Source organism: Tabrizicola sp. YIM 78059 (genome assembly GCF_004959785.1).
Lineage (GTDB): Bacteria > Pseudomonadota > Alphaproteobacteria > Rhodobacterales > Rhodobacteraceae > Tabrizicola > Tabrizicola caldifontis.
In genome coordinates, this window is sequence record NZ_SJZH01000004.1 from 173634 (window position 1) to 189758 (window position 16125).

Genomic DNA, 16125 nt, shown 5'->3' on the forward strand with positions numbered 1-16125 from the left:
TTGATCAAATCCTGGCACAAGGCAGGCTTGGAACTGGACATACCCGGCCCCGCGTGGCACCTGTCGCCCAAAGCATAAGGAGGGCCCACCCATGCTCGATTCCGTCACCGATCTTGCATCGCTTTTGAAGGATCCGTCGCTTCTGGCGACCAAGGCCTATGTCGCCGGCGAATGGATCGCCGCCGACGACGGCACGACCTTCCCCGTCACCAACCCCGCGCGCGGCGACGTGATCTGCCAGCTGCCGAACCTTGGCCGGGCGGAAACCGCCCGCGCGATCAAGGCCGCCCATGCCGCGCATCGCGAATGGGCTGGCCGCACCGCCAAGGAACGCGCCCAGATACTGCGGCGCTGGTTCGACCTGTGCATGGCCAACCAGGACGACCTGGCCACTATCCTGACCGCCGAGATGGGCAAGCCGCTTGCCGAGGCCAAGGGCGAGATCGCCTATGGCGCCAGCTACATCGAATTCTACGGCGAGGAAGCCAAGCGCACCTATGGCGACATCATCCCCGGCCATCAGCGCGACAAGCGCATCCATGTGCTGAAACAGCCGATCGGGGTCGCGGCCTCGATCACGCCCTGGAACTTCCCCAACGCGATGATCGCGCGCAAGGTCGCCCCGGCGCTGGCGGCGGGCTGCGGTTTCGTCGCGCGCCCTGCGGCCGAAACGCCGCTGTCGGCGCTGGCGCTGGCGGTGCTGGCCGAACGCGCGGGCGTACCGGCGGGGCTGTTCTCGGTCATCACCTCGACCCATTCCTCGGACATCGGCAAGGAGTTCTGCGAGAATCCACTGGTGCGCAAGCTGACCTTCACCGGGTCCACCGAGGTCGGGCGGATCCTGCTGCGGCAGGCGGCGCAGCAGGTGCTGAAATGCAGCATGGAACTGGGCGGCAACGCGCCGTTCATCGTCTTCGACGACGCCGACCTGGACGCGGCGGTGGAAGGGGCGATGATTTCCAAGTTCCGCAACAATGGCCAGACCTGCGTCTGCGCCAACCGGATCTATGTGCAGGCCGGCGTCTATGATGCCTTCGCCGAAAAGCTGGCGGCGGCGGTGAAGAAGCTGACCATCGGCGACGGGCTGAAGCCCGGCGTCACCACCGGCCCGCTGATCAACGAGGCCGCGGTCGAGAAGGTCGAGGAGCATATCCAGGACGTGCTGGCCGGCGGCGGAAAGGTCGTCACCGGCGGCCACCGGCACGAGCTGGGCGGAACCTTCTTCGAACCCACGGTCGTCACCGGAGTGAAGCCCGACATGAAGGTCGCGCAGGAGGAAACCTTTGGCCCGCTCGCGCCCCTCTTCCGCTTCGAGACCGAGGAAGAGGTCATCGCCATGGCCAACAACACGATCTTCGGCCTGGCCTCCTATTTCTACGCCCGCGACATCGGCCGCATCACCCGCGTTCAGGAGGCGCTGGAGTACGGCATGGTCGGCGTCAACACCGGCCTGATCTCGAACGAGATGGCGCCGTTCGGCGGAGTGAAGCAGTCGGGTCTCGGCCGCGAGGGCAGCCGGCACGGGATCGACGACTACATGGAGCTGAAATACGTCTGCCTGTCGATCTGACCGGTCTGACGCAGAGTTGGCAGGGGGCGGCGAGGTGCCGCCCCTTGTGCATTTTCGCAGAGCCAACCCGCCGTCGCGCCCCACTGGTGGCGCCGCAAGGGATGGACTAGCGTTGCGGCGAAACATTCTGCGGCAGCAAGAGCAGGCGTATGTCCAACGACTACATTCCCCCGAAGGTCTGGAAATGGGAGCAGCCATCCGGCGGCAGCTTCGCCAGCATCAATCGCCCCATCGCCGGGCCGACGCATGAAAAGGAGCTGCCTGTGGGGCGGCATCCGTTGCAGCTCTATTCTCTTGCCACGCCGAACGGGGTGAAAGTCTCGATCCTGCTGGAAGAGCTGCTGGAGGCCGGGCATCCCGCCGAATATGACGCCTGGCTGATCGAGATCTCGAAAGGCGAACAGTTCGGCTCGGGCTTCGTGAAGGTGAACCCCAACTCAAAGATCCCGGCGCTGATGGATCATTCGCTGAACCCGCCGCAGCGCGTGTTCGAAAGCGCCTCGATCATGCTGTATCTCGCCGAGAAGTTCGGAGGGGCCTTCATCCCCGAAGACCCCCGGCAGCGGACCGAGATGTTCAGCTGGCTGTTCTGGCAGATGGGATCTGCCCCCTTTGTCGGTGGGGGGTTCGGGCATTTCTACGCCTACGCCCCGATGAAGATCGAATACGCGATCAACCGCTACGCGATGGAAACGAAGCGCCAGCTGGACGTGCTGAACCGGCACCTGGCGGAAAACGAATGGATGGCTGGAATCTATTCGCTGGCCGACATCGCGATCTGGGCCTGGTACGGCAACCTGGTGCTGGGGCGGGCCTACAACGCGGCCGAATTCCTTGATGTGCAAAGCTACGCCCATGTCCTTGCATGGGCGAAACGCATCGACGCCCGCCCCGCCGTGATCCGGGGGCGCAAGGTCAACCGCAACTGGGGCGAACCTTGGGAACAGCTGCCCGAGCGCCACTCGGCAGCCGATTTCGACGCCCTTCCGAAAGCCCCGGGATGAACCGCGTCGCGGTCGCGATCGGCTAGGCCGGAGGCCCGGGCCGGGCCTTCACGGACCGGCTTCTCGCCGACGGGTTGCGTTGGTTGGCGTGATCCTCGACGACGGCGTGCTGTTGACCGTTACTGCCGCGTGCGAGCGCTTCTTTCCCTAAATCGTGGACCCGACCGAGAAAGACGCCATCGCCGGACTGTTCGATCGCCTGGCATCCCGCTTCGGCGGGCTGGATGTGCTGATCAACAATGCCGGAACATGCTTCATGTCGGGCTTTCCCGAGATCCCCGCGGCGGAACCGGAGCGGCAGAGGCGGATCAACTTCCGTTCCGCCTTCCAATACTGCCGGCAGGCGGTGAAGGCGATGGCGGGGCGGCCGGGCGCGCGCAAGATCGTGAACATCCGGTCGAACGGTGCCTGCAACTTCGACGCCCTCGACCCGGACACGCGGCAGGAAGACGGCCTGGACAGGGTGGGCTGCTGTCTGCCGATGCGACCGGCGTGACCCAAGGCTTTGAGATCTATTCCGTTATCCGATAACAAACAGACGTTCTTCCCTAACACACCAGCGTTTTTGCCTATCGCAGCGGCCATGCCCATACCTCGTGGCATCGCCCCGGACACTCCGGATGCACCACGAAAGGAAACGCCATGCTGCCCGTTGCCATGACCGCGAAACGCAATCTGGTCGCCGCGCTGACCGCCGCCGCGATTGCGGCCGTCCCCGCCGCGCCCGCCCTCGCCTTGAACGACAAGGAAAAGGGCTTTGTTGCCGGTGTCGCCACCGCCGTCATCGTGGACGAGCTTCTGAAGATCAACCGCAAGGCCCGGCTTTACGACCGTGGCCATTCGGCGGCCCCGGCGCCCGTCTATGTCCAGCCTGCACCAGTCTATGTCCAGCCGGCCCCGGTCTATGTCCAACCCGCCACCTCGATCCATTCGACCCCGGCGGCGCTTGCCTTCAACCGGTACTCGCTGGCCGAACGCAAGGCGATCCAGCGCAATCTGCGGGCCTGGGGCTATTATACTGGCGGCATCGACGGCGCGTTCGGTCCCCGTACTTACAACGCGATCCTTGCCTATGCCCGCGACGAAGGGCTGAGCAACCGCCTGTCGGCCACCAACACCGCCTTCGCGGTCTACGACAGCCTGATCTTCTGATCCCTCTCCCCAAGTGATCGCACCCAAGATCAGGCACCCAACCCCCGGACCGGACCCTGACCGGACCGGGGGTCTTTTCGTCCGGGGCAAGGACTTCCGGGCGCGGCCCAAGAATTGCCGCCCGGCTTGCGTCGCAGATAACGTGATGCTGATGGACACACCCGACGAGATGCTTGCCTCTGCCGCCGCCAACGGCGACCGCGTGGCGTTTGCCACCCTGGTCGGTCGACATTACAAGCGAATCCATGCCTTGGCCTGGCGGCTGACCGGCAGCCGGACCGAGGCCGAGGATCTGGCACAGGACATCTGCGCCGCCCTGCCCGCCAAGCTGCGCAACTGGCGCGGCGAGGCGCGCTTCACCACCTGGCTTTACCGTGTCATCGTCAACGCCGCACATGACCTGCGCCGCCGCCAGGCCACCCGGACCCGCGCCGCGCTTGGCTGGGGCGACTGGGAACTGGCCCGCCAGGCCGAGATCGCCACCCTGGCCGAGGCGAACGACTGGCTGGCCCAGGCGATGACCCGCCTTTCGCCCGAACTGCGCGACACCGTGGCGCTGGTCCTGGGCGAGGAGATGACCCAGGCCGAGGCTGGGCTCGTTCTGGGCGTATCCGAGGGGACGATCGCCTGGCGGATGAGCGAAGTGAAGAAACGCCTGCGGGCCATGGCGCGGGAGGAGGCGAAATGACCGACGACCTCGAAACCCTCCGCGCTGCGCTGAAGTCGGCCCCCGCGCCGGAATACGACGCGAAGACCCGCGCCCTGCGGCTGGCGATGCAGAATTTCGATCGGCTGCACGACGCCTCCCAAGGATCGGCGGAGCCCGACCTTGCCGGTGACGATCCCCCGCAAGGGGCGGTCGCCTCGAACGGAATGCGTCGCATGCTGGGCTTCCTAACCTTGCGCCCTGTCCTTGCTGTCACCACCTCGACCGCAGCCCTGGTGATCGGCGTGGCCGTGATCCTGCCCATGGCCGATCTGCGCCTGCCAGGTGGCAGCGGCCCGGTGACCCATCAGGCGCCCGAACCCGCGCTTGCCACCGACACCCCGACCGCCAAGACCGCTGCGGCCCCAGACGGCCTGACGGACGAAGCGGACAGCCGCGGCCAGATCGCAGCGACCAAGGCAGAACCCATGGCCGAGGCGCTGGCCGCACCGTTAGCCGCAACCGATACGGTCGACGTGGTGCTACCCCCAGCCCCCACGGTCAACGCCCCTGGCGGTCTGTCACCGCTGCGGATGGCGGCGCCGGGCGGATCTGCCGATGGCACGGCCGGCGATATTGCCGCGGCCGAATCCATCGTCGCCCCGCTGCCAGACATGGCGCAGCCGGGACTGCCCGATACCGAAGCCCATGCCAACGTGGCGCCGAACCCGGTGAAGGTGACGGTCGAAGATTCCGTCTCGACCTTCCCGATCGACGTCGATACCGCATCTTGGGCGCTGATCCGCTCCAGCCTGAACCGTGGCAAGATGCCCGCACCCGACCGGGTGCGGATCGAGGAGATGGTCAACTATTTCCCCTATGCCTATTCTGCACCGACGCCCGAGGCCACCTTCTCGACCACCGTCTCGGTGATGCCCACGCCCTGGAACCCCGGCACCCGCCTGGTGACCATCGGCATCCAGGGCGCGCTGCCCGCCATGACCGACCGCCCGCCGCTGAATTTGGTCTTCCTGATCGACACATCCGGCTCGATGGGCGGGCCTGACCGTCTGCGCCTTCTGACAGGCTCGCTTGCCCTGATGCTGCCCGTGCTGCGGCCCGAGGATCAGCTCGCCATCGTCGCCTATGCCGGATCGGCAGGCCTTGTCCTGCCCCCTACTGCAGCCACCGACCGTGCCGCCATTCTGGCCGCGCTCGACAACCTGGCTGCCGGTGGCGCCACAGCCGGGGGCGCAGGGCTGGAACTGGCCTATCAGGTGGCCGAGGGGATGAAGGCCGAGGGTGAGATTTCACGTATCCTGCTGGCCACCGACGGAGACTTCAACATGGGCACCTCCGACCCCGACGGGATTGAGGCACTGGTTGCGAAGAGGCGCGAGACCGGCACCTATCTGTCGGTGCTAGGCTTCGGGCGCGGCAATCTTGATGACGCGAAGATGCAGGCGCTGGCGCAGAACGGGAATGGCCGGGCCAGCCATATCGAAACGCTGTCCGAGGCGCGGAAGGCACTGGCCGATCAGCTCACCGGTGCGCTGTTCCCGATCGCGGACGATGTGAAGATTGAGGTCGAATGGAACCCCGCCAAGGTCGCCGAATACCGGCTGATCGGCTACGAAAGCCGCGCCCTGCGGCGCGAGAATTTCAACAACGACCGCGTGGACGCGGGCCAGATCGGCGCGGGCACCCAGGTCACCGCGATCTATGAGGTGACCGCGCCCGGCCCGGATTCGCTGTTGAACAACCCGTTGCGCTATGGTCCCGCGGCGGAGATCGGGGCCAGCACAGAGGAACTGGGCTTCCTGCGCCTGCGCTGGAAGGCGCCGGGGGCCGAGACCTCGACCCTGATCGAGACCCCGATCACCGGCCTGGAGGAGGCGACGGAGGAAACCCGCTTCGCTGCCGCCATCGCGGGCTTCGGCCAGCTGCTGCAAGGCTCGGCTCATCTGGGCAACTGGGGCTGGGACCAGGCGATCGACCTGGCGGCCCGGAACCGCGGCGACGACCCTTTCGGCTACCGGGCAGAGGCGCTCAAACTGATGCGGCTGGCGCAATCGCTGGCAGCGAACTGACCGGCCGGACCGCGCGCCGACCCCTTCGCCAGCCTCGCTTGCGGCAGGACGGCGAAAAGTCGAAGGCGGATCGGTCAGTCAAGCGCACGGCCAAGGTCTGCGATCAGGTCTGCGGGATCCTCAAGCCCCACTGACAACCGGAACGCCCCTTCGCCTGCCCAGTACTGCCAGCGCCCAAGCGCCGCGCCTTCCATCCGGAAGGTGCTGCGCTGGATGTCATCCGTCCCGATATGGACGCAGATCGACCGCTGGTGACCCAGCGAAAAGGCATAGTGGATCACAAGGAAGCGTGCGGCCATGCGGCGGCCAAGCTCCGCAGGAACCTGCCGGCTCTGGAAGGCGATCATGGCGCCGCCAAGCGCCAACTGGCGCCGGGCAAGGGCGCGCTGGGGATGGTCCGCCGCGCCGGGCCACTTAACGCGGGTAACCGCGGGATGCGCCGTCAGCCAGTCGCAGATCCTGCCCGCGGTCTCGCAGGCCGTCCGCAGGCGCGGAAACAGCGTGTCGAGGCCACGCAGGATCAGCCAGGCATTCTGGGCTGACAGGGTCGCGCCCAGATAGACCCCGGCGCGCGACCGGATGGCAGAGATCAGATCCCGCCGTCCGATCACCGCGCCGCCAAGGGCATCGCCATGGCCGTTGATCAACTTGGTCAGCGAATGGATCACCAGATCCGCCCCGTGCTCCAGCGGCCGGGTGAGATGACCGGCGTCGCAAGCGTGCTGTCCACCGACAGAAGCGCCCCGGCCTCGCGTGCCAGGGCCAACAGGGCCGCAAGGTCGGTCAGCCGCGGTATCGGGTTGCAGGGCGTCTCGGCGTGGATCAGACGGGTCGTGGGTCGAAGCGCGGCACGCACCGCGGCGGGGTCGGTCAGGTCGCAGGGGGTGACCTCGATACCCAGGTCGGGCAGGGCGCGGGTGGCAAGTTCGTAGTCACCGGCATAGCAGACTTCCGACACGATCAGATGATCGCCCGCCTTCAGAAGCGACAGGAAGACAGCAGCCGCAGCGGCGAAGCCGGTGACGGTGGCAAGCGCATCCTCGACCCCTTCAAGACCCGCCAGGCGTTCCTCCAACGCGCGGACGGTCGCGTTCGTCCAGCAGGCATAAAGAAAGGGTTGCGCGGTCAGGTCGGCACCTTCAGCCGAGAAGCCGGCAGACCCGGGGGTGAAGATGTGGTTGACCTAGGCGACAATGCCGGGTGCGATGGCTCCTGTCACCGGGTCGGGCATCAGCCCGGCGTCGAGGGCGCGGGTGGCAGGCTGCATCTGGAACGGGGGCAGCTTGTGGTCGGACATGCTGCGGGCCTTTCCTTTGGCCCTTCATCCGTCGTGCGCAGCGCATGCGCAAGATGCAAAGAGCCCGGGCGCGAACCCGGGCTCCGGCAACAGATGATTGAGAGGGTCTAGTTGACCGATTCCGGCTTTGCCTCGATCACCGGGGTCGAACCGTTCGCGCGGACAATCTCGATCCGGCGGGGTTTCATGGCCTCGGGAACCTCGCGCACCAGATCGACGTGCAGCATCCCGTTCTCATGCACGGCACCGGTCACGCGTACATGGTCAGCCAGGGCAAAGCGGCGCTCGAAGGCGCGCGTGGCGATGCCGCGGTGCAGGTAGGTACGCTCGGTCTCGTCGGCTGCCTTGCGGGCTGCAATGTGCAGATTGCCGTCCTTGACCTCGACGCTCAACTCCTCGGGGGCGAAACCGGCGACGGCGATCGAGATGCGATAGGCATCCTCGGCGGTCTTTTCGATATTGTAGGGGGGATAGGTCGGCTGAGCCACGTCGCTGGACAGAACACGGTCCATCAGATCGGCGATCCGGTCGAAGCCGACGGTGGCACGGTAGAGCGGGGCGAAATCCAGATTGCGCATTGTCATCCTCGTGCAAGCGATGTCAGGGGCCCTCCCGTCAACGGGCAGGGCAAGGGTTCTTCCGGGCCCATTGTGGCACCCGGACGAAGTGAATCTGGGAAGCCTCAGAGTGGCTTTCAAGACCTCAGGTCAGGGCTTCACGAACCTTGCGCCGATGTCGCCGCCCTCGCCCACGGTGATCGTCTTTTCGGCCCTGCGCCGAGGCACTTCTTCAGGTACCGCTTCGCTTGAAACGCGACCGGCCCGCAAGGCCGCCTTCAACCTTGCCACGACCTCCGGCAGTTCCATGCCCACCGCGACGCGCCGACCTTCCCAGGTCGATCCGACCGAAATGATCGAGACGATCTTCGCCCGATATCCGGCAGAGCGGTCCAGCACCGGTGCGCCGGACGAACCGAAGCTCACATCGCAATCGACTGCGATCAGCCCGTACTGCCGCCCCAGGACATTGCAGACCGGCTGCCAGGTCAGCGCCTCGGCTCGCCCGGAGGCATAGGAAACGACACTTACCTTGTCGCCCCGCCCTGGCAAGGCGATGGCGAAGGGCGGAATCTGCGTGGTCGGAACCGGTTCGGCCAGCTGCATCAGGGCCACGTCGCGCCGGATGATCTCGGGTGGTGCCGGACTGACCGGGCGGTATTCCGGGTCGATGACTGTGCGCGCGACCTGCGCCTCGACCAGCGACTGTCCGTCAGCCAGACCCGCACGGAAGGTGATCCGGCCTGCGGGAACCGGGTTGCCTTCCCTATCGACCACGCAGTGCGCCGCCGTCAGCACCAGATCGGCGGCGATCAATGCCCCCGTGCAGAACCCGCCATCCTCGATATCGACCCGGCCAACCGGCTCGAACCCGCGCAGATCCTCGCGCGTGGTCAGCCGGCTCTGGCCCGCGCCGTCCTGCGCCCAGGCGGGCCAGGCCAGCAGCAGGGCCAGAACCGCAACCCTCATGGCTTGATGAACTTGGCGCCGCCGCCCTTTTCGCCGGGCGGAACCGGACTGCCCCCCACATCCATCCGCCCGCGCAGCTTGCTTTCCGCAAGCGCCACCCGCAGCGCCTTCAACGGCGCGGCCAGTGGCACCGCCAGCGCCACCTTGCGCCCGTTCACCTCGGCCTTTGCCGAGATGATCGATACCACCCGAGACACCCCGTCCACCGACGAGAAGACCGGTGCGCCGGATGATCCGAAATCGACACTGCAGGACAGCACCAACGTATCCCGTCGCCCTGCCAGAACCTCGCAGGGCTCCTGGATCGAGGGGGCCTCGGCCCGATCCTGCGCATAGGACACCACGGCCACTGCATCGCCTTCGACCGGGGCGGCGCCCGTCTCGAACGGCAGGATCGACGGCAGGCGGATCGGCTGGCTGAGTTCCAGCAGTGCAAGATCCGCTGTCACCCGCTCCAGCTTGTCATTGCCGCTGTAGCGGTAGTCGGGATGGGTGACCGCCCGCTTCACGCTGCGATAGGCCACGGCCCGGCCATTACGCCAGCCTGCCTGGAACTGGATGTCTTCGGGCCGCATCTGCACACCGGTCTGCTTGTCATACAGGCAGTGCGCCGCGGTCAGCACGAGATTCGGTTCGATCAGTGCGCCGGTGCAGAAGCCGCGCCCGCCCAGGATCAGCTTGCCCACGGCATCCCAGCCACGGGAATCGTCGGCGGTCTGAAGGCTGACCATTTCCGCGTCCTGGGCGCGCGCCGTGCCGCCAGATGCCAGGCACATCGTCAGAAGGCAAAGGATCAGGCGACGCATGGAACCTCCCCTTCACATGACGATCGGCACTATCCTGCGACTGTGGCGGATTTTCGCCCCTTCGCGCAAGCCTGCGCTTCAGTCGCGGCCCCGCAGCGCGCGCGGCTGTGGCCCGCCGGTCGCCCAGTCGAGCAATTCGACCGTATGGACGACCGGTATCGCCGTGCCCGACCCGATCTGCATCATGCAGCCGATGTTGCCCGCGGCGATGACCTGGGGGGCCTTCGCCTCGAGCGTCGCGACCTTGCGCCGCTTCAGCTCGGCGCTGATTTCGGGTTGCAGCAGGTTGTAGGTGCCCGCGCTGCCACAGCACAGATGGCTGTCAGTCGGCTCCACAACCTCGAAGCCGGCGCGCCTCAACAGATCCTTCGGCGCGGTCTTGATCTGTTGCCCGTGCTGCAGCGAACAGGCCGCATGATAGGCCACGCGGAGGCCCTTTGGCGCGCCCTCGGGCAGGCCGAGGCGGGTCAGCACTTCGCTGATGTCCTTCGCCAGCCCCGCGACCGTCGCCGCATCCTCGGCCAGGGCGGGATCGGTGCGGAACATGTGGCCGTAATCCTTGACCGTCGTGCCGCAGCCGGAGGTGTTTATGACGATGGCATCCAGACCGGCTTCGCGTTTCTCGGCCATCCAGGCCCGGATGTTGGCGGCGGCACTGGCATGGGCCAGGTCCGCCTTGCCCATATGGTGCGTCAGCGCCCCGCAGCAGCCCGCACCCCTGGCCACCACCACCTCGCAGCCCAGCCGCCGCAACAGGCGGATCGTCGCGTCGTTGATGTCGGTGTTCAGCGCCTTCTGCGCGCAGCCGGTCAGCAAGGCCACCCGCATCCGGCGCTCGCCTTGCGCCGGGAACACCTGCGGGTCGTCGTTTCGACTGACCGGCGGGATGGTCTTCGGCGCCATGGCCAGCATCGCCCGCAAACGCGCGTCCGGCACCATACCTGCGAACGGCCTGCCTATCTTCGCCGCCAGCAGCGCCAGCCGGAACCGCCTCGGATAAGGGATCACCCGCGCCAGCACCGCGCGCAGGACCCGGTCCATGAACGGACGGCGATAGGTCTTCTCGACATGCGCCCGCGCGTGGTCGATCAGGTGCATGTAATGCACGCCCGAGGGGCAGGTCGTCATGCAGGCGAGGCAGGACAGGCAACGGTCGAGGTGCTTCACCGTCTTCTCGTCGGCCGGCCGCCCGGCCTCCAGCATGTCCTTGATGAGGTAGATCCGACCGCGCGGACTGTCGAGCTCGTCCCCCAGCACCTGATAGGTCGGGCAGGTCGCGGTGCAAAAGCCGCAATGGACGCAGGACCGCAGGATCTGGTTGGCCCGCGCGATGCCGGGATCGGCCAACTGCTCGGGCGAAAAGTTCGTCTGCATCAGCCCATCATCCCCCGGTTAAGGATGCCCCTCGGATCAAACTTCGCCTTCAGTCCCGCGACCAGCGCCGCCACCTCGGGCGCCTCGGGCGGAAAGACTGGCCCACCCTGCCCCCGGACCAGCGTCGCATGGCCCCGGCCCGCCAAGGTGGCCGCCACCTCGGCGCCGCGCCCCGGTTCGGCCAGAAGCCAGATCAGCCCCCCGCCCCAATCCCAGAGCGCCTCACCCCCGATGCGCGCAACCACCTCGGCCGCCGCAGTGGGCAAGGTCACGACCCGCCAGACCTCCCCCGGCCGGCCCTGCAGGGGCACCACATCCCGCACCGCCCGCCACAGCGCCGCCGAGGACTCGCCCTCCACCAACGAGACCTCGCCCCCGACCAGCGCGATCAGTCGTCTGACCCGATAGGCGACCGAGCCCGCCATCCCCTCGACCCGGATCAGGCTGAGCCCGGAATGCCGCGCCGCCCCCGAGACATCGAAGGGCGAACCCAGCGCCGCCCGCAGACAGGCCAGCCCGGCCGGATCGTCCAGCCCCTCGACGACCAGCGTCGCCTCGGCCTCCGGCATCGCCTGCACCTTCAGGCTCACCTCGGTCATCACCCCCAGCACGCCCCGGCTGCCGGCCATCAGCTTCACCAGGTCATAACCGGTGACATTCTTCATCACCCGCCCGCCGTTGCGCACCATCGTCCCGGTGCCATCCACGAACCGCACCCCCAGTGCGGCATCGCGGGCCGCCCCCGCCTGCACCCGGCGAGGCCCCGAGGCATTGGCCGCGACCACCCCGCCGATGGTCGAGACGCCCTCGCGCCCGAGGATCCCCCGCAGGTCCGGCGGCTCGAAGGCCAGCCGCTGCCGTTCGCCGGCAAGCACCCCTTCCACTTCCGCAAGCGGCGTGCCCGCCCGAACGACCAGCGTCAACGCGCCCGGTTCATACAGCTCGACCCCCGAGATCCCCCCGGTCTCCAGCACCTCGCCGACCGCATGGCCCAGTGTGCGCGTGCCTCCGCCCCGCACCAGCAAGGGTCTCATGGACCCTGCAACGGCGTCTGCCAGTTCCGCTTCGCTAGAAGGCCGCATGCCTTGCCCTTTGCTCAAATACTCTGCGGGGGTCCGGGGGTGCAAAACCCCCGGACGGTTCAGACCGCGCGCCGCCCGGCACTGGCCTCAAGCGGAAAGACCTTGGCCGGGTTCAACAACCATTTCGGGTCGAAGACATCCTTCACCCGCATCTGCGCCTCCATGTCGGCGGCCGAGAACTGCACCCCCATCAGGTCGCGCTTCTCGATCCCCACGCCATGCTCGCCGGTGAGGCAGCCGCCGACCTCGACGCAGAGCTTCAGGATCTCGGCCCCGAAGGCCTCGCATTTCTCCAGGTCGCCCGGCTTGTTGGCGTCGAACAGGATCAGGGGGTGCATGTTGCCGTCGCCGGCGTGGAACACGTTGCCCACGTCCAGCCCGAAGTCGCGGCTCATCTCGCCGATCCGCTTCAGCACATGCGGCAGGGAGGAGACCGGGATGGTCCCGTCGAGGCACATGTAATCGTTGATCTGCCCCATCGCGCCGAAGGCCGACTTGCGCCCCAGCCAGATGCGTTTCGCCTGATCCTCGTCCTCGGCCTCGCGGAACTCCACCGGATCGTGGGCCAAGGCGATCTGGCGGATGCGGGCAAGCTGCTCGGAAATTTCGGCCTCTGACCCCTCGACCTCGATGATGAGAAGCGCCTCGCAATCCGGGTATCCGGCATGGGCAAAAGCCTCGGTCGCGCGGATGCAGGGGCGGTCCATGAACTCGATCGCGACGGGCAGGATGCCCGCCTTGATGATGTCGCTGACGCAGGCGCCCGCGACCTCGTTCGAATTGAAGCCCACCAGCACCGGCCGCGCGCCCTCGGGCCTGGGCAGGATGCGCAGCCAGGCTTCGGTCACCACGCCCAGCTGCCCCTCGGACCCGCAGACGACGCCCAGGAGGTCAAGCCCGGCCGGCTCGCCCCAGGGCCCGCCCAACGTGACCACCGTCCCGTCCATCTGCACCAGAGTCACGCCCAGAAGGTTGTTCGTCGTCACCCCGTATTTCAGGCAATGCGCTCCGCCCGAGTTCATCGCGATGTTCCCGGCAATCGCACAGGCCAGCTGGCTGGAGGGGTCGGGGGCGTAGAAGAACCCGTCAGCCTCGACCGCGCCGGTGATCGACAGGTTGGTGCGGCCCGACTGCACCCGGATGAAGCGGTTCTCGTAATCGGTCTCCAGCACCGCGTTCATCCGCGCGACGCCCAGGATCACGCTGTCCGCCGTCGGCATCGCCCCCCCGGCCAGGCTGGTGCCCGAGCCGCGCGGCACCACCGGAACGCCTTCCTCCCAGCAGACCCTCAGCACCGCCGAGACCTCTTCGGTCGTGCGCGGCAGGACAGCGGCCAAGGGCGGGCAGCGGTAGGCGGTCAGCGCGTCGCATTCGTAGGCGCGCAGCTCCTCAGGCGCATCGATCACCGCGTCCACCGGCAGGACGGCACGCAACCGCGCCACGATCCGCGCCTTTCGTGCAAGGACGCCCGCGTCCGGTTCCGGCATCTGCATGGGCGCCTCCCGCCTTGATTGGTAAGATAATATAACCAATCCCTCGGATCGCAAGCAAAAACCCCAACCGGTCGCCCCGTCCTCCCTGCACCCTTGCGGGCAGAGGATGAAAGTGGGGCACTACCGGCAAAACCGCCCCTTCCGTACGCCTTCGGGGGACACTAGTCTGCGGTCATGACGCTGCCTCTGGGCCCACTTGCACCCCTTGATGCCGCCGCCCTTCTGGCGCTGGTCATTGCGTGGACGCTCTCGGGCTGGCTGATCGAAAACCCGCCCCGCGGGCGCCCATCGGTCAGTTTTCTCATGCAGGAGTACCGGCACGACTGGATGCGCACCTTTGTCACCCGCCAGCCGAGGATCTTCGATGCGCAACTGATCGATTCGCTGCGCCAGGGCACCGCCTTCTTCGCCTCGGCCTGCCTGATCGCCATCGGTGGTGGGGTCGCGCTGATCGGCAATGCGGCCACCGTGCAGAACCTGGCCGACGATCTGCCGCTGGCCAGCCCCGGCCCGGATGTGGCGCTCAGGATGCTGCCGGTGATCGCGCTCCTGGCGAATGCGCTGCTGAAGTTCGTCTGGGCGCACCGGCTGTTCGGCTACTGCTCGATCCTCATGGCCGCGGTCCCGAACGACCCGGCCGATCCCCTTGCCTTCCACCGCGCCGGACAGGCGGCCGAGATCAACATCACCGCCGCGAAAAGCTTCAATCGCGGGCTTCGCTCGATCTACTTTGCGCTTGCCGCGCTCGCCTGGCTGCTTGGCCCCTGGGGCCTGCTCATAGGCACAGGGTTATCGACGGCAGTCCTTGTCCGCCGCGAATTCGCCAGCCATTCGCGTCAGGTCATCCTGTCACGCCAGCCATAGCGCCGTCTGCCCCGCCGCAGCCTCGCCCGACAGCCGCGCCACTGCGGCGGCCTGCTTCAGCCAGCCGGTGAGCGCCTCGCCCGCGAACCAGACGCGCGCGCCAACCGGTTCCGCCAGAACGTCGCGCGATCCGGCCCTTCCCGGCCGCGCTGCGGCATAGACGCCACGGACATACCGGTCGGCGCCCCCAGTTGGTCATCGTACCGTGCCTGACCGCACGCCACACGTCCGACCCGAAGGTGTCCGCCAGCCGGTCGGTCACGAAATCCACCGCCGCCGCCCGACCCGCCGCCTCCATCTCCCAGGCGAAATCGCCGCCGACAAATCCCACCAGCAGGTCCAGGTCGAAGGGGAATGCCAGGAAATACAGGTCATGCCGCGCGTGCTGCTCGATCACCACATCGTCGAAAAGGGGCCAGGTCCAGCCGTGCGCCTTCGGTCTGCAAGGGAATCTTGGTAAGAAGGCCCATCGGCAGATCGAAGATTCCTGGTGGCCAGGGGGCAGGTCGGGGGTGAAGGCGATCTCTTCGAAGGCAATAACCCCGATCGAAACGGTCACGATTGCTGCGCGGCCCCGGAGCGCGCCGTGTGCCGTCTCGACCTCTACCCCCGGCCCGTCCCAGAAGATGCGACGAACCGGGCAACCGGTACATCCGCCCTCCAGCGGTGGATCAGCGCGCCATAGCCTTCCTTCGTGAAAGAGTTCCGGTCCAGGTCCGCCGCTGCCCTGTGATCCGCGATCGAAATCTCGTCATGATCGGCGCCGAAATCCATCGGGCCGGCAAAGGTGGAATTCGCCTGCAGGCAATGGCAGTCGGCGATCAGGTCCGACAGCCGGTCGTATGGCACCTCGTGTGCCTCAAGGCAGGCCTGCAAGGCCGCATCCGCGGCCGCGACCCGCTCCATCTCCTCGGGTGTGGCACGCCTCTTCGCGAACCACAGGTGATCCAGCCCCCAGTCATGGTGGTGCAACGTCCAGCCTGCCGCCTGCGCCTCGGGACAGAACGGGTTGCGGCCCGCGGCATGCACCCAGGCACAGCCGATGTCGAAAGGCACCCCGGAATCGGTTGTCATGGTCCAGGCCCGGCCACCGATGCGGTGCATCGCCTCGACCACCGCAAAGCGTCGCCGCTCGGCCCGAAGCCGCCTGGCCGCTGCCAGACCGGCGCAGCCTGCACCGACGATCACCACATCGACATCCATCATCGCAAAATCCCCTGT

17 protein-coding genes are annotated in these 16125 nt (G+C 67.2%); 7 read left to right on the forward strand and 10 right to left on the reverse strand.

All coding sequences use genetic code 11. The annotated features are described in order from the left end of the window. The first annotated feature begins 91 nt into the window (after positions 1–91). From EZM81_RS07580 to EZM81_RS07605, 6 genes are all read left to right on the forward strand, one after another. A complete protein-coding gene (locus tag EZM81_RS07580) occupies positions 92–1570 on the forward strand; it encodes an NAD-dependent succinate-semialdehyde dehydrogenase (RefSeq protein WP_135449823.1) in 1479 nt (492 codons plus the stop codon). Positions 1571–1719: 149 nt separating this feature from the next. Next, positions 1720–2574 carry a glutathione-dependent disulfide-bond oxidoreductase gene (gene yghU, locus EZM81_RS07585; RefSeq protein ID WP_136645317.1) on the forward strand — a complete coding sequence of 285 codons (855 nt, stop codon included), beginning with the start codon at positions 1720–1722 and terminating at the stop codon, positions 2572–2574. A 154-nt stretch (positions 2575–2728) separates the two neighbouring features. Beyond that, positions 2729–3070, forward strand: coding sequence for an SDR family oxidoreductase (locus EZM81_RS07590; protein ID WP_248298159.1), 342 nt, complete (start codon positions 2729–2731; stop codon positions 3068–3070). Between the two features lie 146 nt (positions 3071–3216). After that, positions 3217–3726, forward strand: a complete 510-nt coding sequence (locus EZM81_RS07595; protein WP_135449820.1) for a peptidoglycan-binding protein — start codon at positions 3217–3219, stop codon at positions 3724–3726. A gap of 151 nt (positions 3727–3877) precedes the next feature. Continuing rightward, positions 3878–4414: an RNA polymerase sigma factor gene (locus EZM81_RS07600; RefSeq protein WP_136645319.1), complete on the forward strand. Its 537-nt coding sequence runs from the start codon at positions 3878–3880 to the stop codon at positions 4412–4414. Continuing rightward, positions 4411–6462: a von Willebrand factor type A domain-containing protein gene (locus EZM81_RS07605; protein WP_136645320.1), complete on the forward strand. Its 2052-nt coding sequence runs from the start codon at positions 4411–4413 to the stop codon at positions 6460–6462. The genes EZM81_RS07600 and EZM81_RS07605 overlap by 4 nt, the downstream gene beginning before the upstream one ends. Positions 6463–6536: 74 nt before the next feature. On the opposite strand, the gene EZM81_RS18415 is transcribed toward EZM81_RS07605, so the two are convergent. The 8 genes from EZM81_RS18415 to EZM81_RS07640 all read right to left on the reverse strand — a co-directional run bounded on the left by EZM81_RS18415 (position 6537) and on the right by EZM81_RS07640 (position 14040). Next, positions 6537–7130, reverse strand: a complete 594-nt coding sequence (locus EZM81_RS18415; protein ID WP_248298160.1) for a PLP-dependent transferase — start codon at positions 7128–7130, stop codon at positions 6537–6539. Continuing rightward, on the reverse strand, positions 7127–7537 hold the full coding sequence (locus EZM81_RS18420) for an aminotransferase class I/II-fold pyridoxal phosphate-dependent enzyme (protein ID WP_248298161.1): 411 nt from the start codon (positions 7535–7537) through the stop codon (positions 7127–7129). The genes EZM81_RS18415 and EZM81_RS18420 overlap by 4 nt, the downstream gene beginning before the upstream one ends. Before the next feature lie 329 nt (positions 7538–7866). After that, a complete protein-coding gene (locus EZM81_RS07615; protein ID WP_135449871.1) occupies positions 7867–8337 on the reverse strand; it encodes an Hsp20 family protein in 471 nt (156 codons plus the stop codon). A 129-nt stretch (positions 8338–8466) separates the two neighbouring features. Then, positions 8467–9285 (reverse strand): serine protease, encoded by an 819-nt coding sequence (locus EZM81_RS07620; protein ID WP_136645321.1) that lies wholly within the window; start codon positions 9283–9285, stop codon positions 8467–8469. Continuing rightward, positions 9282–10091 carry a serine protease gene (locus EZM81_RS07625; RefSeq protein ID WP_135449816.1) on the reverse strand — a complete coding sequence of 270 codons (810 nt, stop codon included), beginning with the start codon at positions 10089–10091 and terminating at the stop codon, positions 9282–9284. The genes EZM81_RS07620 and EZM81_RS07625 overlap by 4 nt, the downstream gene beginning before the upstream one ends. A 78-nt stretch (positions 10092–10169) precedes the next feature. Continuing rightward, positions 10170–11465: a glycolate oxidase subunit GlcF gene (glcF, locus tag EZM81_RS07630; protein WP_136645322.1), complete on the reverse strand. Its 1296-nt coding sequence runs from the start codon at positions 11463–11465 to the stop codon at positions 10170–10172. Beyond that, positions 11465–12547, reverse strand: a complete 1083-nt coding sequence (locus EZM81_RS07635) for an FAD-binding protein (RefSeq protein ID WP_136645323.1) — start codon at positions 12545–12547, stop codon at positions 11465–11467. Before EZM81_RS07635 ends, glcF begins: the two co-directional genes overlap by 1 nt. A 59-nt stretch (positions 12548–12606) precedes the next feature. After that, complete coding sequence (locus EZM81_RS07640; protein WP_136645324.1) at positions 12607–14040, reverse strand: FAD-linked oxidase C-terminal domain-containing protein; 1434 nt, start codon at positions 14038–14040, stop codon at positions 12607–12609. A gap of 174 nt (positions 14041–14214) precedes the next feature. Here EZM81_RS07640 and EZM81_RS07645 point away from each other — a divergent pair, with 174 nt between their 5' ends. Next, positions 14215–14904 (forward strand): DUF599 domain-containing protein, encoded by a 690-nt coding sequence (locus EZM81_RS07645; protein ID WP_135449812.1) that lies wholly within the window; start codon positions 14215–14217, stop codon positions 14902–14904. On the opposite strand, the gene EZM81_RS18425 is transcribed toward EZM81_RS07645, so the two are convergent. Both EZM81_RS18425 and EZM81_RS18430 read right to left on the reverse strand, forming a co-directional pair. Further along, positions 14882–15568 (reverse strand): FAD-dependent oxidoreductase, encoded by a 687-nt coding sequence (locus EZM81_RS18425; protein WP_211195397.1) that lies wholly within the window; start codon positions 15566–15568, stop codon positions 14882–14884. The genes EZM81_RS07645 and EZM81_RS18425 overlap by 23 nt on opposite strands. Beyond that, positions 15508–16110, reverse strand: coding sequence for an FAD-dependent oxidoreductase (locus EZM81_RS18430; RefSeq protein ID WP_211195392.1), 603 nt, complete (start codon positions 16108–16110; stop codon positions 15508–15510). The genes EZM81_RS18425 and EZM81_RS18430 overlap by 61 nt, the downstream gene beginning before the upstream one ends. Positions 16111–16125: the final 15 nt, after the last annotated feature.